General features: G+C 40.3%; 21 protein-coding genes and 1 riboswitch. Of the genes, 7 read left to right on the top strand and 14 right to left on the bottom strand.

Annotated elements, in window-relative coordinates:
* Positions 1 to 434 precede the first annotated feature (434 nt).
* The 5 genes from IE080_RS01315 to pgi all read left to right on the top strand — a co-directional run bounded on the left by IE080_RS01315 (position 435) and on the right by pgi (position 9890).
* A complete protein-coding gene (locus tag IE080_RS01315) occupies positions 435 to 3893 on the top strand; it encodes a 1,3-beta-D-glucan phosphorylase, GH149 family (RefSeq protein WP_189578609.1) in 3459 nt (1152 codons plus the stop codon).
* A gap of 136 nt (positions 3894 to 4029) precedes the next feature.
* Positions 4030 to 6105 (top strand): S9 family peptidase, encoded by a 2076-nt coding sequence (locus IE080_RS01310; protein WP_189578608.1) that lies wholly within the window; start codon positions 4030 to 4032, stop codon positions 6103 to 6105.
* A 184-nt stretch (positions 6106 to 6289) separates the two neighbouring features.
* Positions 6290 to 7561, top strand: coding sequence for a fumarylacetoacetase (gene fahA, locus IE080_RS01305; RefSeq protein ID WP_189578606.1), 1272 nt, complete (start codon positions 6290 to 6292; stop codon positions 7559 to 7561).
* A 69-nt stretch (positions 7562 to 7630) separates the two neighbouring features.
* A complete protein-coding gene (locus IE080_RS01300; RefSeq protein ID WP_229800445.1) occupies positions 7631 to 8182 on the top strand; it encodes a hypothetical protein in 552 nt (183 codons plus the stop codon).
* Positions 8183 to 8237: 55 nt separating this feature from the next.
* On the top strand, positions 8238 to 9890 hold the full coding sequence (pgi, locus tag IE080_RS01295; RefSeq protein ID WP_189578604.1) for a glucose-6-phosphate isomerase: 1653 nt from the start codon (positions 8238 to 8240) through the stop codon (positions 9888 to 9890).
* 93 nt (positions 9891 to 9983) lie between these two features.
* On the opposite strand, the gene IE080_RS01290 is transcribed toward pgi, so the two are convergent.
* The 3 genes from IE080_RS01290 to IE080_RS01280 form a co-directional block, all read right to left on the bottom strand.
* On the bottom strand, positions 9984 to 10391 hold the full coding sequence (locus tag IE080_RS01290; RefSeq protein ID WP_189578602.1) for a hypothetical protein: 408 nt from the start codon (positions 10389 to 10391) through the stop codon (positions 9984 to 9986).
* 946 nt (positions 10392 to 11337) lie between these two features.
* Positions 11338 to 12510, bottom strand: coding sequence for a trans-sulfuration enzyme family protein (locus tag IE080_RS01285; protein ID WP_189578600.1), 1173 nt, complete (start codon positions 12508 to 12510; stop codon positions 11338 to 11340).
* 197 nt (positions 12511 to 12707) lie between these two features.
* Positions 12708 to 12810, bottom strand: a riboswitch (SAM riboswitch).
* A gap of 99 nt (positions 12811 to 12909) precedes the next feature.
* On the bottom strand, positions 12910 to 13320 hold the full coding sequence (locus IE080_RS01280; RefSeq protein ID WP_189578598.1) for a hypothetical protein: 411 nt from the start codon (positions 13318 to 13320) through the stop codon (positions 12910 to 12912).
* Between the two features lie 93 nt (positions 13321 to 13413).
* Between IE080_RS01280 and IE080_RS01275 the strand changes: the two genes are divergently transcribed.
* A complete protein-coding gene (locus IE080_RS01275) occupies positions 13414 to 14019 on the top strand; it encodes an alpha-ketoglutarate-dependent dioxygenase AlkB family protein (protein ID WP_189578596.1) in 606 nt (201 codons plus the stop codon).
* On the opposite strand, the gene msrB is transcribed toward IE080_RS01275, so the two are convergent.
* Entirely contained in the window at positions 14008 to 15108 is a 1101-nt protein-coding gene (gene msrB, locus IE080_RS01270; RefSeq protein WP_189578594.1) for a peptide-methionine (R)-S-oxide reductase MsrB, read from the bottom strand. The two genes, IE080_RS01275 and msrB, sit on opposite strands and share 12 nt — an antisense overlap.
* A gap of 162 nt (positions 15109 to 15270) precedes the next feature.
* Here msrB and IE080_RS01265 point away from each other — a divergent pair, with 162 nt between their 5' ends.
* On the top strand, positions 15271 to 15855 hold the full coding sequence (locus IE080_RS01265) for an outer membrane beta-barrel protein (RefSeq protein WP_189578592.1): 585 nt from the start codon (positions 15271 to 15273) through the stop codon (positions 15853 to 15855).
* A 634-nt stretch (positions 15856 to 16489) separates the two neighbouring features.
* On the opposite strand, the gene IE080_RS01260 is transcribed toward IE080_RS01265, so the two are convergent.
* The 10 genes from IE080_RS01260 to IE080_RS01215 form a co-directional block, all read right to left on the bottom strand.
* Positions 16490 to 17362, bottom strand: a complete 873-nt coding sequence (locus IE080_RS01260; protein ID WP_189578590.1) for a dienelactone hydrolase family protein — start codon at positions 17360 to 17362, stop codon at positions 16490 to 16492.
* A gap of 71 nt (positions 17363 to 17433) precedes the next feature.
* On the bottom strand, positions 17434 to 18837 hold the full coding sequence (locus tag IE080_RS01255) for an NAD(P)(+) transhydrogenase (Re/Si-specific) subunit beta (protein WP_373295115.1): 1404 nt from the start codon (positions 18835 to 18837) through the stop codon (positions 17434 to 17436).
* Entirely contained in the window at positions 18834 to 19151 is a 318-nt protein-coding gene (locus tag IE080_RS01250; protein ID WP_189578588.1) for an NAD(P) transhydrogenase subunit alpha part 2, read from the bottom strand. The genes IE080_RS01255 and IE080_RS01250 overlap by 4 nt, the downstream gene beginning before the upstream one ends.
* Positions 19152 to 19155: 4 nt before the next feature.
* Entirely contained in the window at positions 19156 to 20280 is a 1125-nt protein-coding gene (locus IE080_RS01245; RefSeq protein WP_189578586.1) for an NAD(P) transhydrogenase subunit alpha, read from the bottom strand.
* A gap of 140 nt (positions 20281 to 20420) precedes the next feature.
* A complete protein-coding gene (locus IE080_RS01240) occupies positions 20421 to 21611 on the bottom strand; it encodes a hypothetical protein (protein ID WP_189578584.1) in 1191 nt (396 codons plus the stop codon).
* Between the two features lie 8 nt (positions 21612 to 21619).
* Positions 21620 to 22444 carry a type 1 glutamine amidotransferase gene (locus IE080_RS01235; RefSeq protein WP_189578582.1) on the bottom strand — a complete coding sequence of 275 codons (825 nt, stop codon included), beginning with the start codon at positions 22442 to 22444 and terminating at the stop codon, positions 21620 to 21622.
* 110 nt (positions 22445 to 22554) lie between these two features.
* Positions 22555 to 23661, bottom strand: coding sequence for a carboxylate-amine ligase (locus IE080_RS01230; RefSeq protein ID WP_189578580.1), 1107 nt, complete (start codon positions 23659 to 23661; stop codon positions 22555 to 22557).
* 3 nt (positions 23662 to 23664) lie between these two features.
* Positions 23665 to 24621 carry an ATP-grasp domain-containing protein gene (locus IE080_RS01225; RefSeq protein ID WP_189578578.1) on the bottom strand — a complete coding sequence of 319 codons (957 nt, stop codon included), beginning with the start codon at positions 24619 to 24621 and terminating at the stop codon, positions 23665 to 23667.
* Positions 24622 to 24728: 107 nt separating this feature from the next.
* Positions 24729 to 25442: an esterase family protein gene (locus IE080_RS01220; RefSeq protein ID WP_189578576.1), complete on the bottom strand. Its 714-nt coding sequence runs from the start codon at positions 25440 to 25442 to the stop codon at positions 24729 to 24731.
* A 339-nt stretch (positions 25443 to 25781) separates the two neighbouring features.
* Positions 25782 to 26687, bottom strand: coding sequence for a DUF1684 domain-containing protein (locus tag IE080_RS01215; RefSeq protein ID WP_189578573.1), 906 nt, complete (start codon positions 26685 to 26687; stop codon positions 25782 to 25784).
* Positions 26688 to 26862: the final 175 nt, after the last annotated feature.

Genomic DNA, 26862 nt, shown 5'->3' with positions numbered 1-26862 from the left:
AATGTCTGGTTTTGTTGATAAAAGTTGAAAAGTGGGTTTGTTTTTTTGTGAGATTGCAATAATTGCGATTTGTATGATCTGATTTTTAATATTGGTATATTGTTTTAATTTTTTGGGCTGAATTTTGGGATTTTTCTTGACAATTATCGAGATTGGATTTACTCGAAAAGATTGTCTCTAACGAATTTCTGAAGTAGGTATTGAAAAAGGCAAAGATGAATTCTTTCTGAGATCTAGAAAATCTCGAAAAAATCATTAACTACTGAATATTAGTAAGTTTATGTGAGTCTGTATAGTTTTTGAGAAATGATTTTCATCGCTTTGATGTAGTAATGATGTATCAGTAAATTAGTCCTTCCTATGAATTATCACTTGCTTTGATTTTCGATTTTTGAATAAATCAACCCAATAATTTAATACAACCCAAACTACGTATGACCAAACCTCAAACCCACCGGGTAAAAATTGGAAGTTCATCGCTGAATTTTTCAGATCAAGAAGTCACCGGTTCCTTCGTAAAAAGAAATGGTGAATTGTACTATAAAGTTGGTCATGTCAATCGAATGGACCCTTTCTTTATGTCCATTGTAAGTCATGATGAGCATTGGATGTTTATCGGATCTAATGGCGCCTTAACAGCCGGTAGAAAAAATGAAGAGCATGCGCTTTTTCCATACAGCACGGATGATAAAATTTTAGAAGCTGAGGGAAAAGTAGGTTCATTGACCTTAATTCGTGTCCATGCAGGTGAAGAGTTAATCTTATGGAAGCCATTTTCTAAAGACTATGCTGGAGTATATGCATTGGAGCAGAATCTGTATAAAAGTCAATGGGGAAATGAAGTTGTTTTTGAAGAAATCAATCATGATCTAGGTTTGAGCTTTACCTATACCTGGCAGTTTTCTTCTAAGTACGGTTTTGTAAAAAAGAGTCAGCTACTTAATCTTACTGATAAAGAAATTACCCTTGAAGTGATGGACCTTGTGCAGGATTTGATGCCATTTGGTATATCTTCTGCCTTGCAGCAACAACGCAGTAATCTAGGGAATGCCTACAAACGCAATGAATTGCATGAAGGCACAGGACTAGGTGTATTTGCATTGAGTTCCTTAATTGTGGATAGAGCTGAACCAAGTGAAGCCTTAAAAGCAACTGTTGCTTGGCACACGGGTATAGTTGCTGATGCGGTGTTCTTGTCTTCTTTACAGACCCATGCATTTGCAATAGGAAAATCCATTGAAACTGAAAAAGATATCAAAGGAACTATTGGCTCTTATGGAATCAAAGCCTCGTTGGGTTTAGCTTCCCAAGAGAAAAAGGAATGGTTCTTCTGCTTGGATATTGACCAAACTCCAGCTCAGGTTCATAATTTGATCGCTGAGCTGACGAAAGCCAAAGATTTAATCTTACCGATCTTGCATGCAGACTTGGCCAAAGGAACTGAGGAGCTTAAGAAAATTGTAGCAAAATCTGATGGCTTGCAGCTGACGGCAGATCAGGCATCTGTTAGCCGACACTACTCCAATGTCTTGTTTAACGTCATGCGTGGGGGGATTTTTGAAGATGACTATTCCGTAGATAAGCAGGATTTCTTGCATTATGTCAAAGAAATCAACAAACCTTTAATGCAGGATCATGCTGCATTTTTTGATTCTTTAGTAGCACGAGAGAATTATCAGGCCTTGATATCCAAAGCAAAGGCTATTGGTTCCTCTGATTTGATCCGGGTTTGCATGGAGTATTTGCCATTAAGCTTTAGTAGAAGGCATGGGGACCCAAGTAGGCCATGGAATAAGTTTAGCATTGACTTGAAAAATCCGGATGGTTCCAAGCGTAGGGCTTATGCCGGTAACTGGAGAGATATTTTCCAAAACTGGGAGGCCTTGGCAGTCTCGTTTCCACAGTTTTTGGAAGGGATGATTTGTAAGTTTTTGAATGCATCCACGATGGATGGATACAATCCTTACCGGATTTCCTGTAATGGGGTAGATTGGGAAGTGATTGAGCCAGATGATCCATGGTCTTACATTGGGTACTGGGGAGATCACCAAATAATTTATCTTTTGAAACTTTTGGAGCTAGCCAAAAAACATCAAGTTTTATCCTTTAAAGAGTTAGCACCAAAAGAATGGTTTGTCTTTGCAAACGTGCCTTACCGCATTCGATCATTTGAGGAAATTGTTAAAGATTCTCAGGATACGGTAATTTTTGACGAAGCATTAGAGCATCGCATACAGCAACGCTTTGCAAGTATGGGTGGAGATGGAAAACTAGTTCCTGCGAAAAACGGGACTATCCTGAAAAGTAGTTTCTTGGAAAAGCTCTTCATTCCTTGGTTAACCAAATTGGGTAACCTAGTGCCAGATGCAGGTATTTGGATGAATACGCAGCGTCCCGAGTGGAACGATGCCAATAATGCCTTGGTTGGCAATGGAACATCCATGGTAACTTTGTACTATATGTACCGATTTACCAAGTTTATGGAAACTTGGATTCAAGAAGAATTAAGTGGGGAGATTCAATTCCATGAGGAAGTAGAAGCTTGGATGCAGGGAATGTACGAAGTCTTAAAATCACATGAGGGACAACTTAACCAAGGTTTTGATGCCAATACACGGTATGCTTTTGTGAAAGCATTGGGATTGCTGTCTGAGCGCTATCGGGAGCAAACTTATGCAGGATTGTCAGAGAAAAAATCAAGTGTTTCTACGGACCAATTAGTAGCAATCCTGAAGCTTACCAAAGAATATCTTCGCAAATCCATTGAGCACAACAAGCGAGAGGATGGGCTTTATCATGCATACAATTTGATTGATTGCAAAAAAGGTGCAATTCAGGTAGATTATCTATATGAGATGTTGGAAGGACAGGTAAGTATTCTTTCTTCCGGTTATTTGGAAGCTTCTGAAGCTGTAGAGCTATTGGAGCAAATGAAGAAGAGTGCCATTTACCGAGAAGATCAATATAGTTATTTGCTATATCCAAACCGAACGTTGGCAGGCTTTTTAGGAAAAAGTAGTGTGCCGACTACTACTGTACAGAAAAATCCATTGTTAGCTGCAATGATTGCGAAAGGAGATACCCGCATCATTGATCAGGATGCACAGGGTAATTGCTTCTTCAATAGTGAATTTAACAATGTAAAAGCACTCCGTACAATTTATGATGCAGTCAAAGCTGACTACCCATCAACGACAGACGAGGTCTTGGAAGAAGTAGAAGGGATTTATGAAAGCGTGTTCAATCATAAAGCCTTTACAGGAAGATCGGGTACTTTCTTTGCCTTTGAAGGATTGGGGAGCATTTACTGGCACATGGTTTCCAAGCTTTTGTTGGCTGTAAGTGAAATCCTAGCGGAGGATACACCAATGGATCCTGTGGTTCGAGGAAAACTAATTGATAATTACTATGAAATACGGGCAGGAATTGGGATCAATAAAACACCAACTGTCTATGGCGCCATTCCAACAGATCCTTACAGTCATACCCCTTCGCATAGAGGGGCACAACAGCCGGGAATGACCGGGCAAGTGAAAGAAGATATCCTGAATCGCTGGGCCGAATTGGGAGTTGGTGTAGTGGACGGTTGTATTCAGTTGAATCCTACGTTCTTGGCAGCTCATGAGTGGTTGAAAACGCCTCAAGAGTTTTCCTACCTAGACTTGAACGGAGAGTTTAAAGTATTGCCCTTAGAAAAAGACAGTTTGGGCTTTACGTATTGTCAGGTTCCTGTGAAATATGTCAAAGGTTCCAAGAACTTGATTCAGGTGATTGGTGAAAATTCGCTGATTCTTGAAAAAATAGAAGGAAATAAATTGTCCGCTGCGATGTCCTCTGAGATATTCAATCGGACTGGAAAAATTAAGCTGCTGTACTTTACAGTAGCAGGTTAATGTTTGGGTTTATTTTAATGCCAAAGGCCATCTCGTTGAGGTGGCTTTTTTTATTCCGTTTTAAAGTGAGGAAAAATCAAAGAGAATTCTGGGTCTTCGTGTAATTTTGAGCTTTCATACATTTTAAATAAAGCTGATGTCAACAAACGAATTTATCTACCCAAGTATACCCGCACCACAAGCAGCAATCAAACCATTCGACATTCATGCCAAACATGGACATGTTCGTACGGACAATTATTATTGGTTAAATGATCGAGAGAACCCCGAAGTCATCGATTACTTGAATCAAGAGAATGCGTATTTTGAACAAATGCTGGGACATACGAAATCTTTTCAAGAGCAACTGTTCAAGGAAATGAGGGCTAGAGTCAAAGAGGATGATTCCTCAGTTCCTGCAAAAATTGATAACTACTTCTATTACACCCGATTTGTAGAAGGGGGTGAGTATCCAATTTATGCACGTAAAAAAGACTCTTTGGAAGCGGAAGAGGAAATCTTGGTCGATGGAAATGAGTTAGGAAAGGATCAGGCATTTTTGAATTTCTTTGTTTCAGTAAGTCCCAACCACCAAGTGATGGCCATCATTATGGATACGCAGGGGAGAAATCTCTATCAGGTTAAGATAAAAAATTTAGAGACCGGAGCGTTTTTTCCCGAGCAAATTATGGATATCAGAAGTTCAACCGCTTGGACCAATGATAATCAGTCTTTTTACTACGCCATACCGGATAAGCAGACCCTTCGGAATTTTCAGATCAAAAGACATTTTTTAGGAACCGACCCGTCTCAAGATGAGCTTGTTTTTCAAGAAGATGATGCGACCCTTAATTGTGGTATTGGAAAGACCAAATCCAAGGATTACATCATCATTTCTTCTGGTAGGACGGATGCTTCTTATTCCTTATATATTGATGCAAATGCTCCATCTGCACCAACAATCATCGAGCCTCTGCAGGATAATGTACAATATGATGTAGACCATGCCGGCGGTGATCTTTTTTACATTCATACCAATAAGGATGCAGTGAATTATAAATTATGTCAATGCACTGTACAAAATCCTTCTGCGGATTCTTGGAAAGATGTGTTACCACATCGGAAGGATATCTTTTTGGAAACAGTGGAATTTTTTAAAGACTTCATGGTAGCCCAAGAAACGGTGGAAGGTTTGACGAGAATTCGAATTATCCAAATGGATGGAGGGGGAGAGCATTTCTTGGCATTCGATGAACCAGCGTATGCTGCTGGGATCAATTACAATCCTGCCTTTGATACGGAAATTCTTCGATTTGACTATACATCACTCACAACGCCTGCTTCGATTTTTGATTACAATATGCGGACTCAGGAGCGGGAATTGAAGAAAGAAATGCCTGTTTTGGGAGATTTTGATAAAAGTAATTACCAAACAGAGCGAATCATGGTGCCTGCAAGAGATGGTAAATTAGTACCTATGTCCCTGGTATACCGCAAAGACAAGTTTAAAAAAGACGGATCCATGCCTGGTTGGATTTATTCTTATGGTTCTTATGGCTATTCTACGGATCCAACATTCAGCAGGCCTCGCTTGAGTTTGTTGGATAGAGGGTTTGTATTTGCCATTGCTCATATCCGGGGAGGTCAAGAGATGGGGGGGCATTGGTATGAGGAAGGAAAAATGATGCATAAGAAAAATACCTTCTATGATTTTATTGATTGTTCCCGATGGTTGCAGGAGAATGGATATGTCGCCAAGGATAAGTTGTTTGCTTCGGGTGGAAGTGCAGGGGGCCTATTGATGGGAGCTGTGGTGAATATGGCTCCGGAAATGTACAGAGGGATTATTGCAGCCGTAGCTTTTGTGGATGTGGTTACCACGATGATGGATGAGAGTATCCCTTTGACCACCTTTGAGTGGTTAGAATGGGGGAATCCCAATATTCAGGAGGAGTATGAGTACATGCTATCCTATTCCCCTTACGATAATGTAGAAGCAAAAGCCTATCCTCATATCTTGGCTACTACAGGATTACATGATTCCCAAGTACAATATTGGGAGCCTGCCAAATGGGTAGCTAAATTGCGGACGTTAAAAACTGATAGCAATCACGTGTTTCTTTACACTAATATGGATGCAGGTCATGGTGGGGCAAGTGGACGTTTTGAAAGCTTAAAAGAGTTAGCAAGGGAATATGCCTTTGTTTTTGACATTCTAGGTATTCGATCATAGTGTTTTAACGTAGGTTACCTGATCAAAAGGGAAAGGATAAGTATTGGGTTTAGAGGGTTTGATGGAATCATTCCTTCCATTTGATACTTAGGTAGATAAGTAAAGCCGCTCAGTGATTCAAAGAGCGGCTTTCCCTTTTCAAGCAATATTCCTTACATTTGCAGCTCCAAAATCATTTAACAAGATGACAAACCAAGATTTACCTACCTTACACTCATGGGTTTCTGTGCCTAAAAACTCTGATTTTACCATTTACAATTTGCCATTTGGTATCTTTCAAAGCAAGCGCCTTTCAGCCCGCGTGGGTATAGCCATTGGTGATAAGATTGTGGATTTGTCTGTCTTACACGAGGAGGGTTTTTTTGCTGATTTGACCCAACTTCCGCATGATATCTTTTTGAGAGATGCCTTAAATGATTTTATCGCACTTGGAAAACCTGTGACTAGGAGAGTCCGGGAAAAAGTACAGGAATTATTGCTGGATACGAATGATGCTTTGAAAGAACATACGTGCAGAGGTAAAGCAATGGTTAACCGTACTGAGGCTCAAATGCTCATGCCTGTAAAGGTTGGGGATTACACAGATTTTTACAGTAGCATCGAACATGCAACCAACGTAGGAACGATGTTCCGGGACCCTAATAATGCATTGCTGCCAAACTGGAAACATTTACCTGTCGGTTACCACGGTCGTGCATCCTCTATTATTCCATCGGGAGTACCTATTTATAGACCAAAAGGTCAATACAAGGATCCTAACATGGAAGTTCCTGAATTTGGCCCAAGTAGACGTTTGGATTTTGAATTGGAAATGGCCTTTATCGTGGGTAAAACCACTAAAATGGGTGATTCCGTTTCTACTGATCAAGCGGAGGACCATATTTTTGGAATGGTTTTATTTAATGATTGGTCTGCCAGAGATATTCAGGCTTGGGAGTATGTGCCATTAGGTCCATTTTTAGGTAAGAGCTTTGCATCCAGCATTTCACCTTGGGTGGTGACGATGGAAGCTTTGGAGCATTTCCGTGTCAAAGGTCCGGAACAAGATGTTCCCGTGTTACCATATTTGGCCTGTGAAGCTGACCATGCATTTGATATTCAACTAGAAGTTTTTATCCAACCGGAAGAAAGTACTGCCAGCAAAGTATGTACGTCCAACTTTAAGTACATGTATTGGAATATTGCCCAGCAATTAGCGCATCATACAATCAATGGTTGTAATGTCAATGTGGGAGATATGATGGCATCTGGGACTATTTCCGGTTCTACTCCAGATAGCTTTGGTTCCATGTTAGAACTTGCCTGGAAAGGCACCAAACCTTTGACCTTGGAAGAAGGAGTAGAGCGTAAGTTTATTGAGGACGGAGATACTGTCATCATGAAAGGCTTTTGTGAAAAAGAAGGAATACGCATTGGTTTTGGAGAAGTTTCTTCAAAAGTTTTGCCTGCGAAATAATTTTAACATATTAGTTGGTGGTTTATGGAATTATTCTCAGATTTGATGGTTCATAAACCCTGACTAATGATGAAAAATTTAATTTTGCTGACATGCCTTTTTATGGTAATGGCTGTCACAGCTAAGGCCCAAGAATCAAATGGATCTCAAGCTTTTTATGTGGAATTGGGAGGTGCTGGTTTGGCATATTCCTTTAATTACGATTTTCGTTTCGATAAAAATGACATTAATTCCTGGGGGATGAGGATTGGTGCCGGAGGATGGTCTAGAAGAAATAGAACTTGGAGTAATTCCTCAGAAGGCTTGTTGACTATGCCAATCATGTTGAATAGACTTTATGGTAGGGAAACACATTTTTTTGAAATGGGATTTGGAACCACTTTCATTTATTACAGAGATACCTGGGAAGATTGGAATGGAGGTGGAACTACTACCTACAAAGAATTTGATTTCATCCTTCCATCGGGAAATACGCCCGCTTTTATGGGGGTGTTCAATTTAGGCTATAGAAGAGTTCCTGTGGATGGAGGTTTCACCTTCCGAGCAAATCTTACCCCCCTTTTCAATCATAATGGGTTTTGGCCATTATGGGTAGGTGTAGGTTTTGGCTATGCATTCTAAAGAGATTCAAGAATAATTTTAACTTTGTGGTTTATCCTATTAAACCTACAGATGCATGAAGGCAATTAATCCGACTAGTACACACGCGTGGAAATCATTAACGGATCTTTCCGAGGAGTTTAACACTATTCAAATAAAAAACTTATTCGCTGATTCTGACCGCTTTCAAAAATATTCCATTCAATTCGAGGATGTTTTAGTGGACTATTCCAAAAACCGGGTTTCTGATGATGTGAAGCAACAATTGCTAAACCTCGCTTCAGAGTGTGGCTTGCAAGAAGCAATTGAAGCGATGTTTACTGGCCAAACGATCAATGGAACAGAGGGCCGGGCGGTTTTACATACAGCGCTAAGAAATCGCTCTAACACTCCCGTATTTGTTGATGGAGAAGATGTGATGCCTGCCATCAACGGGGTATTGGCTCAAATGAAGTCTTTTGCAGATCAAATTCAGCAAGGAGAATGGTTGGGTTACACTGGAAAGCCTATTAAGCATTTGGTCAATATTGGCATCGGAGGTTCTGATTTAGGTCCTGTAATGGTTACAGAGGCATTAAAGCCTTATCAGCATGCAGATCTATCCATCTATTTTGTTTCAAATGTAGATGGTACCCATATTGCCGAAACATTAAAGCAAGTGGACCCTGAGACTACCTTGTTTTTTATTGCCTCAAAAACCTTCACTACTCAAGAAACCATGACCAATGCCCACTCGGCAAGACGTTGGTTTTTAGCGCATGCACAGGATGAAGCTGCTGTTGCGAAACACTTTGTGGCTTTGTCTACCAATGCACAGGCTGTTGCAGCTTTTGGTATTGATACAGCAAATATGTTTGCCTTCTGGGATTGGGTAGGAGGTAGGTATTCACTATGGTCAGCTATTGGTTTACCTATTGCCTGTGCCATTGGCTTTGATAATTTTGAAGCATTGTTAGCTGGGGCTCATTCTATGGATCAGCATTTTAGAACAGCTGAATTTGAAGAGAATATTCCTGTGATATTGGCATTAGTAGGCTTATGGAATACCAATTTCTTAGGAGCTACTTCAGAGGCTATTTTACCTTATGATCAATATTTGCATCGATTCGCAGCGTATTTTCAACAAGGAAATATGGAGTCCAATGGGAAATATGTAGCCCGTGATGGAGGAAAGGTGAATTATGCAACTGGTCCGATTATCTGGGGTGAACCTGGGACGAATGGCCAACATGCATTCTATCAGTTGATTCATCAGGGTACGCATCTGATTCCTTGTGATTTTATTGCTCCTGCTATTTCTCATAATCCTGTAGGGGATCATCATCCCAAGTTACTTTCCAATTTCTTTGCTCAAACTGAAGCCTTGATGAATGGGAAATCTTTGGAAGAAGTGAAGTCAGAGATGGAAAAAGCTGGGAAATCAGCAGAAGCTATTGAAAAAATAGCCCCACATCGAGTTTTCGAAGGCAATAGACCAACCAATTCCATTTTGGTGAAGAAAATTACTCCATATACCTTAGGACAATTGATTGCAATGTATGAGCACAAGATCTTTGTGCAGGGAGTCATCTGGAATATCTATAGCTTTGATCAGTGGGGAGTCGAGTTAGGAAAAGTACTTGCTAATGCTATTCTTCCAGAATTGGAATCAGAGGAAGCTGTGACAAGCCATGATGCTTCTACGAATGGGTTGATTAATGCGTACAAATCCTTCCGAAAAGAAGCGTAATTATACGATTGAAAATTATATACCTCACAAGCCTAGGAGATTTTAAGTCTTCTAGGTTTTTTTGTTTCTTGCTCAAAGATAATTATGCGCAGTTTAGTCAGGTAACTCAAACACTCTCACAAACCTAGGCTGTTCACTCATAAGGACATCAAGTGCTAAGGATTGTGTTTGCCCATTTTTTGTGATTGAAAATCCTATTCTGCTTTGAGGTGGCATTGAATACAAACAAGAAACACAGGAAAAATCAATGGAGGCAACGCAGGTTTTGCAAATTATCCACTCCAATAGTTGCTCAATAATCTCTTGTTCGGATAAATTAGATGGCAAGCTCCCCAAAAATGCATCCACGGGTATACCAACCTTATTTTTATCATCTTGTAATAAAGGATTACAAAATGCCGCGTCTAAAGTGCAGATCAAAGGGTCATTGCGGTGAAACAATTCGCAGGAACTGGTTAATAAAAACCAGCCTAAGAGTAGAAGCTTGATTTGATTTTTCATCTGTCAATATTCTGATTGTAGCTAGGACGTAAGAAAAGCACAATCCGCTACACCCTTGTCCGAAATTTTTTTTATATCGTGTTTAAAGTCAAAATTTCATGATCATTTTCACTAGAAAACACAAGGCTCCTCCATCCTTCATTGAGGATAAGCACCAATTACTTGGTAAGATTTTATGTAGAAAACGAGGTTTATACCAAGTTGAGGTGCTGAAGACTATTTCCCGAAGGGGATTGCAAATCCCCATTATCTACAGTCCGAGATTACAAATCTCGGACAGCTGGACAGCAAGGAAGCTTCTCGAAATTTGCAATTTCGGGAAACAGATAAATTGGGATTTGCAATCCCACTAGGGTTATCGTATTTAAATTCAAATATTTATAATTTTTTTCACTAAGAAGTACAAGATTTCTCCATCCGTCTTAAGGTTAAGTGCTTATTACTTGGTGAGATTTATGTTGAAGACGAGGCTTGTACCAAGTTGAGGTGTTGAAGACAATTGCTCAAAGGGGATTGCAAAGCCCCATTATCTACAGTCCGAGATTGCAAATCTCGGACAGCTGGATAGCAAGAAAGCTTCTCGAAATTTGCAATTTCGGGAAACAGATAAAGTGGGATTTGCAATCCCACTAGGGTTATCGTTTTCAATCTCAAATTTTTACGATGTAATCCATAAAAAAGCACAAAGCTTTTCCATCCTTTAGTAAGGATAAGGGTCATTCACTTGGTAAGATTTTATGTTGAAGACGAGGTTTATACCAAGTTGAGGTGCTGAAGACAATTGCTCAAAGGGGATTGCAAATCCCCATCATCTACAGTCCGAGATTGCAAATCTCGGACAGCGGATTCTGTCTCTTTATCTCGCACCTGCTTGCAACATGCAAGTCTAATCTCTCGCATCTAATCTCTCGCCTCTCAACTTATTTAGCGGTAGAATAACTATCTCCTACAACCTTGACTTCTCCAAGGCCCGCTCTATATCAGCAATGATATCATCCTGATGCTCCAGACCCACCGAAATCCTAACCAACCCATCCGTAATGCTTACACGTGCCCGCTCTTCGGAACTGAGTTTGCTATGGGTAGTGGAGGCGGGATGGGTGACAATACTTCTGCTATCTCCTAGATTAGGAGTGATAGAGATCATCTGCAAGTGATCAATAAATCGTTGGGCTCTTGCCAAGCCACCATGCAGATTGAGTGTGAGAATGCCACCCCCGAGTTTCATTTGCTTTTTAGCTAGCTCATATTGTGGATGGCTAGGGAGAAATGGGTATTTGACAAACTCCACATCCTTGCTGTCTTGGAAGTATGAAGCCACGGCTAAAGCATTATTGCAATGCCGGTCCATTCTCACAGCTAAAGTCTCCATACTTTTTGCCAATACCCACGCATTGAAAGGAGACATGGAAGGTCCAGTGTGCCTTGTAAAGTAGGTCACTTCATCCATCAATTCCTTGGTCCCCAAAATCAACCCACCCAAGACTCTTCCTTGTCCATCGATGAATTTTGTTGCTGAATGTGTGACAATATGGGCTCCCCATTTAGCAGGTTGTTGTAAGTATGGCGTCGCAAAGCAATTGTCAACCACCAAGATCAGGTTATGTGCAGCGGCAAACTTTCCAGCCCATTCCAAATCTATGATCTCCAAGCCTGGATTGGATGGAGTTTCTAAAAAAAGCATTTTGGTAGTTGGCTGCACTAACTTATCCCAGTTTTGATAATCAGAAATATCTCCATAAGTAGAGGTTATTCCCCATTTAGGAAAGATTCGGGTCAACAATTGATGCGTAGAACCAAATAAGGAGCGCGCAGCCAAAATATGATCTCCCTGCTGTAAGATGGAAGCGATTGAACCAAACATGGCGGCCATGCCCGAAGCCGTAGCGATTCCAGCTTCTGTACCTTCAGCTACGCATAGTTTGTGGATCAACTCTGCTGTGTTAGGATTGGAGTAGCGGGAGTAAATATTTCCATCAATTTCATCAGCAAACATTTGTCTCGCTTCCTCAGCACTTTCAAAAGTAAATGAAGAGGTCAGCGCAATTGGGGTAGAGTGTTCCCGCTGATGTGGGTTTCCTGGGATATTTCTGATAGCGTTTGTTTCGAAATTGGACATATAGGTAGTATTAATCTTTTAATTAGGAATCGAATAAATCTATTTCTGTCAAGTTTTTTGAAACTGACAAAAAGGAGATGGATAGGGGTGATAAAGGGAATAAGTTTAAAATAGGATTTATAAAAAAAATCAAAGACAGATATGTTCGTCTGAGGTAAGCAAATTGAAGAAAGGAATTAGTTGTGTACATAGTTGCTAATTTATAGTTCCCATTTGGGCAGGTTTTGGCACCTTTTCCTTCGCTTGGAGTGGTTGCCAGAGGTTCACAGAGCCTGTTCTCTCGCCTCTTCTTTATAAATCAGATAAAGAATCTGTCACAAAGAAAAATACACAAACGCAGAAAACCAAATTTTGTAAAATCTTCTGCTTCGTAAACTTCTCTTTGTGACAATAAAGGTACTAATTGTTGTTCGTTGGAATATCCCGATTGCCCCCACCTTCTCGTTCGCCAACTTCCACAACCTCATAAATAACATATTTGGAAGCGCCTCTCCAAGGAAGTGCATTGAGGTATTCTTTGTAGCGAACTTCTACAAATCGACCACTTGCACGCTCAAGCTGGTTAGCTACCTCATCTCCTAAGGCGCTGAATCGGAATTCATTGCTTTGAAGGGCACCTGCTGTGGGACTTTGGAAGCCTTCTTGGACCAATCTACCTTCCCAGGTTTTGAATACAAAGCCTTTTTTCTCAAAATAATTGAGTGTGCCACCTTTGACTCCTTCGCCAAAAACGAAGAAATATCTCCAATAAATCAATGCTGCAAGCACCAAGATGATGATTGGAATGCTGATTTTTAAAAATTTTGCCATGTGATTGTTGATGAATTTTAACTAAAAGTAAGAAAAGCTCCGTGGAATTTCTACTTTTTGCAAACAATTTCTCCCAAGAACTATTCTCACAGTATGCAACTCTTTCACGCTTCATCACAGGAAAATTTACTGCCCTCTCAAGGCGAGGCTTATTATTACCATGAATTTTTCACCGGCGACCAATCTGCCCATTTTTGGGAGAAGCTTTTAAATGAAATTGCTTGGAAACAAGAGCCCATTTGGATGTTTGGAAAGCAGGTGATGCAGCCTCGGTTGACGGCCTTATATGGTGATCCGACCAAACCTTATGGTTATTCAGGTATAGAGATGACACCATTCGCATGGACTGATTTTTTAATAGACATTAAAGCTGCTGTAGAAAAGGAAGCCCAAGAAGAATTCACCCACGTCCTGCTCAACTATTACCGAAATGGTGCCGATAGCATGGGTTGGCATAGGGACAATGAAAAGGTACTTGGGGTCAATCCTACCATAGCATCCGTAAGCTTTGGTTCAACCCGTGCATTTCAACTGAGACACTACGAAAACAAACAGCTTAAAAAGTCGGTAGAGCTGGAAAATGGTTCTTTGCTTTTAATGAAAGGGGAGTGTCAGCATTTTTGGGAACATCAAATCCCCAAAACCAAAAAGGTCTTGGGGGGAAGGATTAATTTGACGTTTCGGAAATTACTGTACTAGCCATTTATAGCTACCATAGCCTTCTTTGTCCATCTCCGCTAGAGGAATGAACTTCATGGCAGCGGAATTCATGCAGTATCGCAAATTGGTTGGATTTGGGCCGTCATTAAATACATGACCTAAATGGGAGTCTCCCAGTTTACTTCTCACTTCCACACGCATCATGCCATAGGAAACATCAGTAGGTTTATCTATCAAGCGGGCATCTATTGGCTTGGTGAAGGATGGCCAACCGGAATAGCTTTCATACTTATCTGAACTGCTGAATAATGGAGCCCCTGAAACTATGCAGACATATATTCCCTTTTCCTTGTTGTCATTGTATTGATTGTTCCAAGCACGCTCAGTAGCTTCGTGCATCGTAACATCATATTGTAACTTGGTTAAGCGTTTTTTCAACTCTGCATCACTAGGTTTTTTATACTGATCTGACAGATTCACTGGCCAATGCTTGGCAATGAAAGCATCTCGACCCGAACCTCTTCTGTAGGCATAATATTCTCCTGGTTCTTTTTTGTAGTAATCTTGATGATATTCTTCTGCTTCGTAGAAGTTAGTGTATTTGATTACGGGAGTAACAATCGGTTTTTCAAAGATTTTTGCTTGGTCTAATGCTTTGATTGCTTGTTCAGCTACTTCTTTTTGGGTTTTGTCATGGTAGAAAATGGCTGAAGAATATTGAAACCCTCTATCATAAAATGAACCTCCCTCATCGGTTGGGTCAAATTGTTGAAAGAATATATCCACCAATTCGGAATAAGAAATGACATCAGGGTTAAATGTGATTTGTACAGATTCCCTATGAGAGGTTTTCCCAGAAGAAACATCGGAGTATGTTGGATTTTTTTCCTTTCCACCTGCATAGCCGGAAATCACACTGATGACCCCATCAATTTCTTCAAATGGCGCTTCAATACACCAAAAGCAACCACCTGCGAAAGTTGCTAAGGAACGACTGTTGGAGAGTGTAGTGGCATCCGCAGCTGTATCTTCTGCTTGAAGTTGTTTGTTTTCGGCCGAAGAACATTGTGAGAATAGCAAGGCAATCCCTAAGAATAAGTAACTAAATGGAACTTTTATTGAGCGCATAGGTCTTTTGATTATAATTTTATTTTCAGGCACGATTTTGGAAAAGGTGTCGTTCTGAGGAAGTCAATATTTTATTTGGTTTTATTTACGAGTTAAAACCATGAAATAGATGCAGGTGTTTGTAAGATTTCCATCTTTTACCAACTCTTAACAAAAAGTGCTATGAAAAAAATCCTTCAATTAACACTCGCCATGGCAGGTCTATTGTTCCTGTCTGTAACGCAACAAGTATATGCCCAAACATCAGGAGGCTTCGGAATCCGAGGGGGTGTCAATTACAATTCCAGTGGTCAATACTTCAAAGATGCAGGTCTTGCATGGGGCAATCCTATGGATAATGTAGGATTCAATCTTGGAATGTTTGGAAAGGTAAATTTAGGTCCTGTGTTTTTACGTCCCGAGTTGAATTATACGCAAGTCCGCTCTGAAGTCAATTCGGAGATTTTTAAAACACAATTATTGGATGCGCCATTGCTTCTTGGAGTAAATGTACTAGGTCCTATCTTTTCTGTTTTTGCCGGTCCTGCCATGCATTATTACATACAAGATGAGTTAAGACCTTTTGAATTTGATAAATGGAATGCAGGCTATCAGTTTGGAATTGGCCTGAATTTCGGGAATTTAGGGTTAGACCTTCGCTATCAGCGTGTACTGAATGGACAAACGATTGTGATTGATGATGTATTTACCGGTAATGGGGATTTTGCTTTACAAAATTTGATGTTGGGATTGTCTATCAAGTTTTAGTATGAAATGAGGTTCGCATAAAGCAGGAGTGTGGCTCGCAGAAAGCGAATAAATCACAGAAGGAGTGTGAACTCTATGAGCTTACTAGGATTTCTCTGAAAACCTTGGGTTAATGCAGACCTTCTCATGCCCGTAAAATCAGTGAAAATGTAAATAAAAATCAGTACACATGAACAGCCTGAAAAATCAACTCTCATGTGTACTGATTCCTCCTTCATCCTTCCTTCCTTATCCTTCCTCCTTCCTCCTTCATCTTTCCTCCTTCATCCTTTAATTTGGTTGTCTGTCCACAGATTTCGCAGATTTGCACAGATGATTTTTTGAGGTTATTTCATTCCCCGACTATTTACTCCTCCTCCAATGCCGGGGATTAAAATCCACGGCAATTGATTTGGGACATTCTTTTGAAATTCGATTAAATTTTGTCTCAAAAAAATTACGGACGTAGGTTAAAACCCACAGCCGGATCCATTATTCCACATTTATAATGCTTCATTTTCGCCTCTCATTCTAAATTCTTCATTCCTCATTCTACATTTCACTACGCTTCTCACCTCCTGCTTACAGCAGTTCTTGGATCTTGATTCTAAAATCTCGCTTCTCGTCTCTCGCATCTCGCATCTCGCTTCCATCTCTACATCCCAAACTTCTCCTTCAAATACGCCATAGCCATTCCATAGGCTTCTTCCGTAGCAGCTACATCATGGCGTGGATTGGATGGGTTGGCAAAGCCGTGAACGGCATCGAAGATTTTGTAATTCAGACTTTTATCGGCTTCTTTCATTGCTGATGCAAATTCTTCTATGATCTCTTTGGAGATATTTTGTTCGGTTGCGAATAGGCCTAAAACGTCTGAATTCAAGGTTTTTAATTGCTCCACATCTCTCACAGGCATGCCATAATAGATGATTGAACCAATGTTAGAAGGACCCAAAATTAAGGCAGATTTCAAAGACCAAGCACCTCCGAAACACCATCCTACATTGGCAATCTGAGCTCTCGGCCCTGCGAAGTTTTGTGCTGCTTTTACAATGTTGGTTAATCGCTCTCCATCTGTACCTCTCATAAAGGTCATAGCCTCTTGAGGATTGGCAGTGACATTGCCATCGTACATGTCCAATGCTAAGACATTTACTTTTCCTCCAAGGTCATTGAAAAACTTTTCAGCTTCTTCTTTGATGTTATCATTCAGTCCCCACCATTCCTGATATACGAATAACCAAAGTTCAGATTGATTGGTAGCCGGCAAATAGTATCCACTCGCATCCTTTCCATCTGGACTAGGGAAGGAGATCATTTGTCCGGAAGGATCGAAGTCAAATGGAATAGGGGAGGGATGGAATGCCACAAAAGTAGGGTCATCCAAAAAAGCAATCATTTCTGATGGACCTGAATGACACATAGTGATAGCTGGAGCTAACTCATTGGTATCATTTACAGGTTTTAGTTGGTTCCAAGCCAATAGAGCTAAGAAGAATGCTTGAAAGTAAAGTGTTAATTTAAACATGGCTTGATGGGTTTTTAATAGTTTACTAGCAATATACTAGCCTTTTGATAACCCATCAAGCCTCAATTGGTTTAAATCTCCTTCACCTCAGCAGTTAATTTCTGTAAGGTTGCTTTGGCATCCCCAAATAGCATCTTCGTTTTGGGATAAAAGAAGAGTTCATTTTCAATCCCTGCGTAGCCAGCAGCCATCCCACGCTTCATGATAATGACATTTTTTGCCTGCTCTACTTCCAATATCGGCATGCCATATATCGGAGAACTTGGATCGTTTTTAGCAGCTGGATTGACTACATCATTGGCTCCAATGACTACAACCACATCTGTATTGGTGAATTTATCATTGATTTCTTCCATTTCCTGCATGCGCTCATAGGGCACATCTGCTTCTGCTAGCAGTACATTCATATGTCCAGGCATACGGCCGGCGACAGGATGAATGGCATAATTGACTTCTACCCCTTTTTCCTCCAGTAATTTTTCCAGCTCATGGCAAATATGCTGTGCTTGGGCGACAGCCAAGCCATAGCCAGGTACAATCACTACATTTTGTGAATAAGATAAGAGAACAGCCGTATCCGAAATGGATATTTCACGGACAGTTTGATCTCCCGACCCTGTTTTAGCAGCGCCTGTAGCACCACCTCCAAAGGCCCCTAGGAGTACATTGGTAAGTGAGCGGTTCATGGCGTTGCACATGAGAATGGTCAGGATGGTTCCTGCTGAACCTACCAAAATCCCTCCAGTCAGCATGGCTTTGTTTCCATATAGGAACCCACCAAAAGCCGCTGCCATTCCTGTAAAAGAATTCAGCAAAGAAATAACCACAGGCATATCTGCTCCTCCGATAGGCATTACAAAGAGTACTCCATAGACCAAGGCAATAACCAAAATTCCATAAAATACCAATGGACTGGATCCGGCTACCATTTGATAGACAATCAACACAATAATGGCCAATAACATGCTCATGTTGATTACCTGATTGAAGGGCAGGACTTTGTCTTTGATTTTTCCTTCTAGTTTTCCATAAGCAATCAAAGAACCTGAAAAGGAAACAGAACCGATTAAAAGCCCTAGAAGCATCACCAATAGCTCCCCATCAAAACCTGTGACCGTACTGTGCTGATGGTGCTGAAATTCGATGATCGCAATCAGCGCTGCACAGGCTCCTCCCATTCCATTAAAGAAAGATACCATTTGTGGCATGGCGGTCATTTGCACGCGTTTGGCCATGATGGTGCCGATTACGGAACCTACTACCAAGCCACCGAAAATTAAGCCATAGTTTAACAGTTTACTGCTATCGAAATCCTGATACAAGGTCAATGTCACCACAATGGCCAACAACATGCCTGCTGCCGCCACCAAGTTACCTTTTCGGGCCGAATCTGGATGTGAAAGCATCTTGAGTCCTATGATAAAAGTCAAGGATGCAATCAAGTAAGCGATTTCTAAGAATGTGAGTTGTATCATGATTTTTTCGGCTTTTTCTTAAACATCTCCAACATTCTATCGGTGACCACAAAGCCTCCTATCACATTTAAGGTGCCTACAATCACTGCTAAAAAGCCTACGCCTAATGCTAGGTAATTATCTGGAGAAGCTTGTAACATAACTATGATGGCTCCGACAACTACCACTCCGTGGATGGCATTGGCACCGGACATCAAAGGGGTGTGAAGGATGGCAGGGACATTGGAGATTACCTCTACCCCTAAAAGGATGGCTAAAATCAGGAAATACACCATTTCCATATTTTCGCCTATAAATTGTAGTATACTTTCCATAAGCTTAGGACGTTACACATTGGATGATTCGAGGACTGATAGCTGTTCCCTGATGACATACACAGGTTCCTTGGACAATATCATCTTCAAAATTTAGATGGATCTGACCTTCCTTGATAATCAGTTTCAGGAAGTTCAAATAGTTTTTGCCAAACATTTTGCTGGCATCTTGAGGCATTTGGGCTGCTAAATTGCTTACGCCTACAATTCGCACACCTTCCACATCAATAGTTTGTTCAGGTTGGGAGAGCGCACAATTCCCACCCGAGCTTGCAGCTAAGTCTATGATTACTGAGCCAGCTTTCATTGACCTGACAGTTCGTTCTTCCACTAATTGTGGGGCTTTTCGTCCGGGAATTTGAGCTGTAGTGATAATAATATCTGCTTTCAAAGCATGCTCATGTATGGTATCTTTTTGCTTTTGCAAATAGGCTTCACTTTGTTCGACAGCATATCCTCCGGCAGATTTATCTTCCGTAGCTCCTTCTACATCCACAAATTTAGCTCCCAAGGATAAAACCTCTTCTTTCGCAGCTTGACGCACATCAAAAGCAAATACATTGGCGCCGAGTCTCCTTGCGGTAGCAATTGCCTGCAAACCAGCAACACCTGCTCCTAGAATCAAGACTCGCGCAGGAGTAATACTACCAGCGGCGGTCATAAACATCGGGAAAAATCTAGGAAGCATAGAAGCAGCTAAGAGTACGGCTTTGTATCCAGTCACTGTTGCCATAGAAGAAAGTACGTCCATAGATTGTGCACGTGTGGTACGTGGGACCAATTCCATACTGAAGGCTGTTTTGTTGTTTTTCAAGAGAAAATCAGTCAGATCTGTATTGTAAAGCGCATCCAATTGTCCCATTAAAACAATTTCAGGACGCGTTTGGGCAATTTCTGATTGTTTGAGTGGCTGAATGCCACAAATCAAATCAGCCTTTGAAAGGATTTCATCCCTACTGTGGATGCTTGCTCCTTGAGCTAGGTATTGTTCGTCAGGAGAGAATGCCGAGACTCCGGCACCTTTCTCTACCCAAATATCTAATTTCCAGTCGATAAGAGTTTTTACAGCCTCTGGGAGAAAAGCAACTCTTGCTTCTCCTTCGGGTTCTTTGAGGATTCCAATAATCATGAGTAGGTGTTTAAAAGTGGATAAAATGCATCCAACTTTTAAAGCTAGGAAAAACAATGACAAAAAAAAGTGATTTTTGTCATGTAAAGTAGGAATGGCAAGTAATTGTACGTGAACCCAAAGAAAATTGTGTCAAGAATTTATTTGGAAAAAAGTCCAATTGTACCGCCAACCCAATCTTTGTCCTTGTTAAACTTCACACCTATCATTTCTCCCCGGCTCAGGCGTACAAGATTCCCGACTAGGGTAGGGGATTCATCCTTTTCAGGCCAAACAGCCAAAATCCGAAGTTCGGCTTTTACCTGACCTTCCAAGGCTTGAATAATAGGTTTGTAAGTAGCTTTCTTTTGGAGGATATACAGGTCTTTTTCCTCAACCTTCATCACATCTTCTTTGGTCACATGAAAAATCACCCCGCTTCCCGAAAAAGAAAATAGTGGCTTGAGTACATAGTTTTCTAGGTCACTCGGGATTTCTTTCAAGTCGGACAATAATACGGTATCGTTAAAATAAGGTCCTTGAAGGTAGGGAAGAATAAATTTACTGATTCTAGCAAACCAATTGGGATGTCCTGCCCATTCTACGTCCAATTCTTCAAAGAATGAAAAGCTCATATCCAAGTCTTTTCGGGCCATCAGTTCATCGAAAATCACCCGGTTGTAAATCCGTTTGATTTGGATTTTTTCACCTTCTTCATTGGTGTAAAATAGCTTCTTTCCCTTTTTTTCAATAGCAGTAACACAGATGTAAGGTACCCCCAAATCTTTTTTGCAATAGTAGAAATCTATTTTTGTATTCTGTTTTTCTGGCTCAATTTCCAATAAAACCACTTCATGCGGTGCGTAACCATTCAAGATGGTTTCTTTCACTTTTTCGAAATACGTTTGCTCATTCAACCCACTGAGATAGGGGGTAAAATCCGCTAAGAAAGGATAGGTTTCCTGAAATTTCTGGAAGAGATTGAATTGAAAATTAAAAATCGAAGGAAAGCCCTGCACCTCAATGAGTTTTGGAAGAATCTTTCCATCTTCCTCGCAGATACCAAAATCGATTGCCAGAAATTGGGTATGCGCATCCTGATTAGGAACATCAAAGTTCACATCAATCGCTTTTTGAGTTATTTGATTAAAATCAGGCCGATTGATAAAGTCAATCACTTGTTGACAAGCTTCTTCCACTTGTGATTTCAGCTCATCGGAGATAAAAAAAGGTGTTTCCGCTATGCGAAAGGTAGGCATATAGTCAAATTCCTGCGCGATACTTTGAAGTAAGGACTGGTATCTTTCCTGACTAAACTGCTGATTGAAAAATTGTCTGTGTTGACTAATCATAGGTAACGTTAATGAGTGTATGCGTGCTGTTGATTGATAAGGTCTATAGACTGACGAATAAAGTTTGGTATCAAGGTTTCGTTGGTCTTGTAAATGGTATGCTCCTCTACGAGATGCTCGAGCATGCGTAAATAGCGTACTCTGCCCCGCATGTTGATGATTTTCTCCCTAACTTCCGGTTTACGTAGATGCACATGAAAGCTTTCAGGATCGGCCTCAGGATGGAATTGGGTACCTACCATCTCAGGACTGAAACGTACAGCCATGATGGCACGTTCGTATTCCACATGAGTTCTGATTTTTTCCAAGGCGATGATTTGTGCGCCCATTTCCCGGAATTTTTTATGGTGGGGTTGTACCACTTGGTAATCCCGACTATCGACTGCCCAAAATGGATTATCCAAATTTTCAAATAATGGATCGTCCATTCCTGCATCTGTTTTATGAATAGTCATCACTCCAAAAGAGGTGGACTTTCGTTTCGTTATTTCTGCCAAGCCAAAATGCTTGATGGCCATTTGGTAGGAGTGACAGATAAACAAAATGTATTTCTTTTGTTCGTGCTGTTTGTTCCATTCGTAAATGCTATCCAACAAAGCATAGTATTTAACATCCCAATTGCCGTCACCTTCCAAAGGATTACCCGGTCCGCCGGAAGATATGTATAAATCATATTCGCTAACATCAGGGATTTCTGCATGTTGCCTTACATTATAAGTTTTGCAGGTGATCTCTGATTGAAAGCGTCCTAGAATATCCTGAATACAGCGCATCCCTTGATTTGGCTCTCCGTCGTACATATCGAGGATGGCTACATTTATTTTGTCTTGCATGGTGATTTTGTTTGGGACCGCAAAGGTACGTAAATTAATCCAAGTGGCTGTTTTTCAAGAGGGTTGAATTTCAATCATTTCATTTTCACTAGAAAAACAGCCAGCTAGAATCAAATATTCTTGGAGAATTCTCCAACTATAAAGTCAACGACCTTGGATAAGTCTTTGCTGTCTTCAAATACTTTCAATTGCTTATCAGCACCTGTGCCTTCTTGGAAGATTTTGTGGATATAGTTGATTTCATCTCTGCTACCCAATTCATCTACCACATCATCCACAAATTCCAAAAGTTCCAACATCAGTTCCTTGTAAGGGACTTCTTTCTTTTGTCCAAAGTCAATCATCATACCATCCGTACCATAACGGGCAGCTCTGAATTTATTTTCCCGAATCAATGCAATGCGGTAAATATTGAAGCTGGTGTTCATCAAGTGCATTTTGTACAGCTTGGCAACTACTGCTTGAATCAAAGCAACCACACACATGGTTTCGTCTACGGTCAGACACATGTCGCAGATTCTAAACTCGATTGTGCTGAAGAAAGGATGCATGCGCAAGTCCCACCAAATTTTCTTCGGATTATCAATACAATTCGTTTTGACTAAAGTCTCCAAGAAATTATCATAAGACTGCACGGAGTCAAAGTACTCAGGTAGCCCCGTTCTTGGGAATTTTGCAAACACATGGGCTCTAAATGCTTTAAAGCCTGTATTCCTACCTTCCCAAAAAGGGGAGTTGGTAGTCAATGCATAGATGTGAGGCAAGAAGTAGCAGGCTTGATTCATGATTTGCAGGGCAATTTCACGGTTTTCAATTCCTACGTGCACATGCAATCCAAAAATCAGGTTGGACCGTGCAGTGTCCTGAAGCTCATTGACGATCATGTGATAGCGTGGATCGTCCGTGATGGGTTGATCTTGCCACTTGGAGAAAGGATGGGTGCCTGAAGCACCTACAACCAATCCTTGTTCAGCTGCCAAATCCACAATTTTTCTCCGAAGGAAAGAAACTTCTTTCCGGGCATCTTTGATGTTTTGGCAAATGTTGGTACCCACTTCTACCACAGACTGATGCATTTCAGCCTTCACTTGCTCTTTCAAAAATATCTTCGCCCCATCCACAATTTTGGACATATGTGAGCGCAGATCTCGGGTTTGAGGATCGATAATCTGATATTCCTCTTCTACTCCTAAGGTAAAAACGGGTAATTTTCTCATATACTAGAATCGTTTTGCATTGCTGACGGCATCTTTCATAAAAGTGCCCCAAGTCAAATTGATTTTACCTGGCTTCTGTGCTTTAGCGTAAGCAATAGCCATTTTTGCAGCTTCCTCCACCACCCAATCAAAATTTGCCTGACCTACAGAATTTACATCGGCATCAGGCGCAGGGTTGCCAAAGTCAATGGCATATGGAATACCGTCTTTTACCGCAAATTCCACAGTGTTGAAATCATAACCTAGTCCTTGGCATAGGGCAATGGTATATTCTTTCACTTTGGAAAGGAGTTTTTTAGCGGAAGGTGGCCTATCTACCACATATCTCAAATGATGCGGATTTCTAGGTTCGTATTCCATAATTCTTACCGCTTTCCCACCTAAGCAGTACACACGGAAATATTCTTCAAATACAATTTCTTCTTGAAGAAGCATGACCAATTGTCCAGTTTCTCTATGTCTTTGGAAAAACTCTTCCTTGTTTTCCAAACGATATACATTTTTCCATCCACCGCCGGCATATGGCTTCATGTATGCAGGGAAACCTACATAGTCGAAAATCCCATCCCAATCCAAAGGCATCTTGAGATTGCGGAAAGATTTTGAAGTCGTGTCAGTCGGGTGTTCGGCTGATGGAAGGATTACCGTATTCGGAAGCGGAACTCCCAATTTATCCGCTAAAGCATTGTTGAAAAATTTATCATCAGCACTCCACCAAAACGGATTATTGATTACAGCAGTACCTGTTAATGCGGCATTTTTCAAATAAGCTCTGTAAAATGGGACATCCTGTGATATACGGTCAATGATTACTGCATACTCCGTCAATTGGTTTTGAATTACTTTGTCGATGGAAACGGGTTCGGCAATGATTCCCTTTTCGTTTTTTTCATTGACTCGCTCTACGAATGCATGGGGAAAAGTGTCTTCCATGCCAAATAAGATTCCAATCTTTTTCATGTGTATAGGGGTTGTTTTATTGTCATTAATTTAAAATACTTTCATCCGGAAGGGTTTTTCAATGGAAAATGATTGACCCTAACATCGATTAAAAGTTGTTTTTTATGCTAAGTAAACCTGATTCTGGATAAGTAATGGGGAAACATCTCTTTCCATACAGGCCAGTCGTGCTGTCTATCTCTTCGGACATCGAGCCAATGCCCAACACCTCTGGATTCCAAGACATCACTAAGTTTGATATTGGCATCGAAGCAGATATCCCAGTTGGAAGTTCCTAATACGATATCCATTCTCCAAAGCTCTTGATCATTTAAGCCTTTGAGGTATTCTAATGGAGAATTGTAAAAGACATCATCATGAATGTAGCCATCCATAAAGCTCCTGATTTCAAAAGCACCTGACATTGAAAACATGTGGCTAACATAACCCGGATGCCTGAAAGCAAAGTTTGCGGCATGATAACCACCAAAGCTACATCCTGCGGTCGCTACTTTGCCAGTACCTGTATTAAGGCGAACACGTTCCACAATCTCATGGCAGATCATCTTATCATAGCGCACGTGATTTTGTATGCGCTCATGGGGATGTACATGTTTGTTATAAAAGCTTGCACGGTCATTGGAGTCAGGGCAGAAGATCTGAATAAGTCCCTGTTCGATATACCATTTAGCAGATTCAATCAGACCCATGTCGCGGTTTTCATGAAAAGTACCCATAGACGTAGGGAATAATATCACGGGATAACCCCTGTGACCAAAAACTAACATCTCCACATCCCGATGCACGTGGGGGGAGTACCATTTAAAATATTCTTGTTTCATAAACTGTTTGTTCAAGCTGGAATTCATTAAAATTAATGGCCTTTTGTTGATTAGCAAAAAAATAGGGGTAAAGTTTTTGTTTTTTATAATTAATTTGATTAGCGCTTGTGAGAATTAAAATTTTTTTAAATAATCAATTGGTACGATAAATTTTGTTGAATGGTGAGTTCAAACGCACCTATGGTAGAAAATTTTGAATTTAATCGTCTTTAAAAAAGATTAAGTAGCAAATAATTTCTTTAACCTTTTACAAGGTTATTTGCGTTTGTTTTATCTACAATAATTTTTTGGAATTAAATATTAACAGTGATTAGATAATTGTTAGCGGGATAAGAAAAGCTATTTATCCATATATTTCTCACCAGCTGAAATATATAAGTCTAAAATATTTTCTCTAGGAGGCAGGGGACATGTGGCATAGGCAGTAAAAACACACGGTGGATTATATGCTTTATTAAAATCAATAATAACTTCTGTCTTTTTAGGTGCAGGTTTATCAATATACAAATAGCGTCCACCACCATAGGTTTCTAATCCACTGCTCGCATCAGCAAAAATTAAATAGAGTTGATTATTAGCATCTAGAGCATCCAGCTGATATACTTTTCCATCTTTTTCAAAGCTTACAAAACCAGGGGATAAATTAATGCTTGTTTGGCCAAGTACGTTTGTAATAGAAAGCTCTTTTCCAAATTCATAAGGTGTAAACTCCCCTTTCAATCTCCAGTCTAAACTGGTTGCAAACCTCGGGATTCCTTTGAAATCTGATATTGCAGAAGCATCTAAATCCCGAATTCGTACCCCTAAAGCATCGCCTCTTATAATTATAGTCCACAATAAGGAGCCTAAAGATAAAGTTTTTGTAGGTTCATCTAAACCTGAGGTATAAAGAATCATTGGACTTTCTACCATTTGACCATTGTAAGTGATGCCATCAATTTTCGGAGTAAAAGTTAGTATAGAATCTTGCCAGAAAAATGTTCCGATTTTTTCTGGAAATTTATCTGCAGGCAGAAGTATGTCATTGTAATCAGCTGATCCCATGCTGGTTTCACTGTTACTGATCCAATGAAGTCCAATTAAATTTAGCCAACCATCATCTTTTTTTAGTGATGCCAACCGATTCTCTACCCAAGAATCTATGAGTTCTTCATGTTCTTTTTGATTAAGTAGCTTGTTGGGTTTTTTATCGCAAGAGAAAAAATAAAGCAAGCAAATCAAGATTGGTAGAAGTTTTTTTTTCATCTTCTAAGTCTTTAGAGAGGTTTATTAAGTATTAGCAAAAATATACTTTTATATGAGTATGTTTTTATGCTGGAATAAATCATTTTTATAATCACAGATTTAGATTAAATTTTGACGATGATTCAAAATCCAGTATATTCAAAAATCAATAGTAAAAATTGCAAATTTTTGAATT

This window comes from Mongoliitalea lutea, assembly GCF_014652135.1.
Classification (GTDB): domain Bacteria; phylum Bacteroidota; class Bacteroidia; order Cytophagales; family Cyclobacteriaceae; genus Mongoliitalea; species Mongoliitalea lutea.
This window is presented reverse-complemented; position numbering and strand designations above follow the sequence as displayed.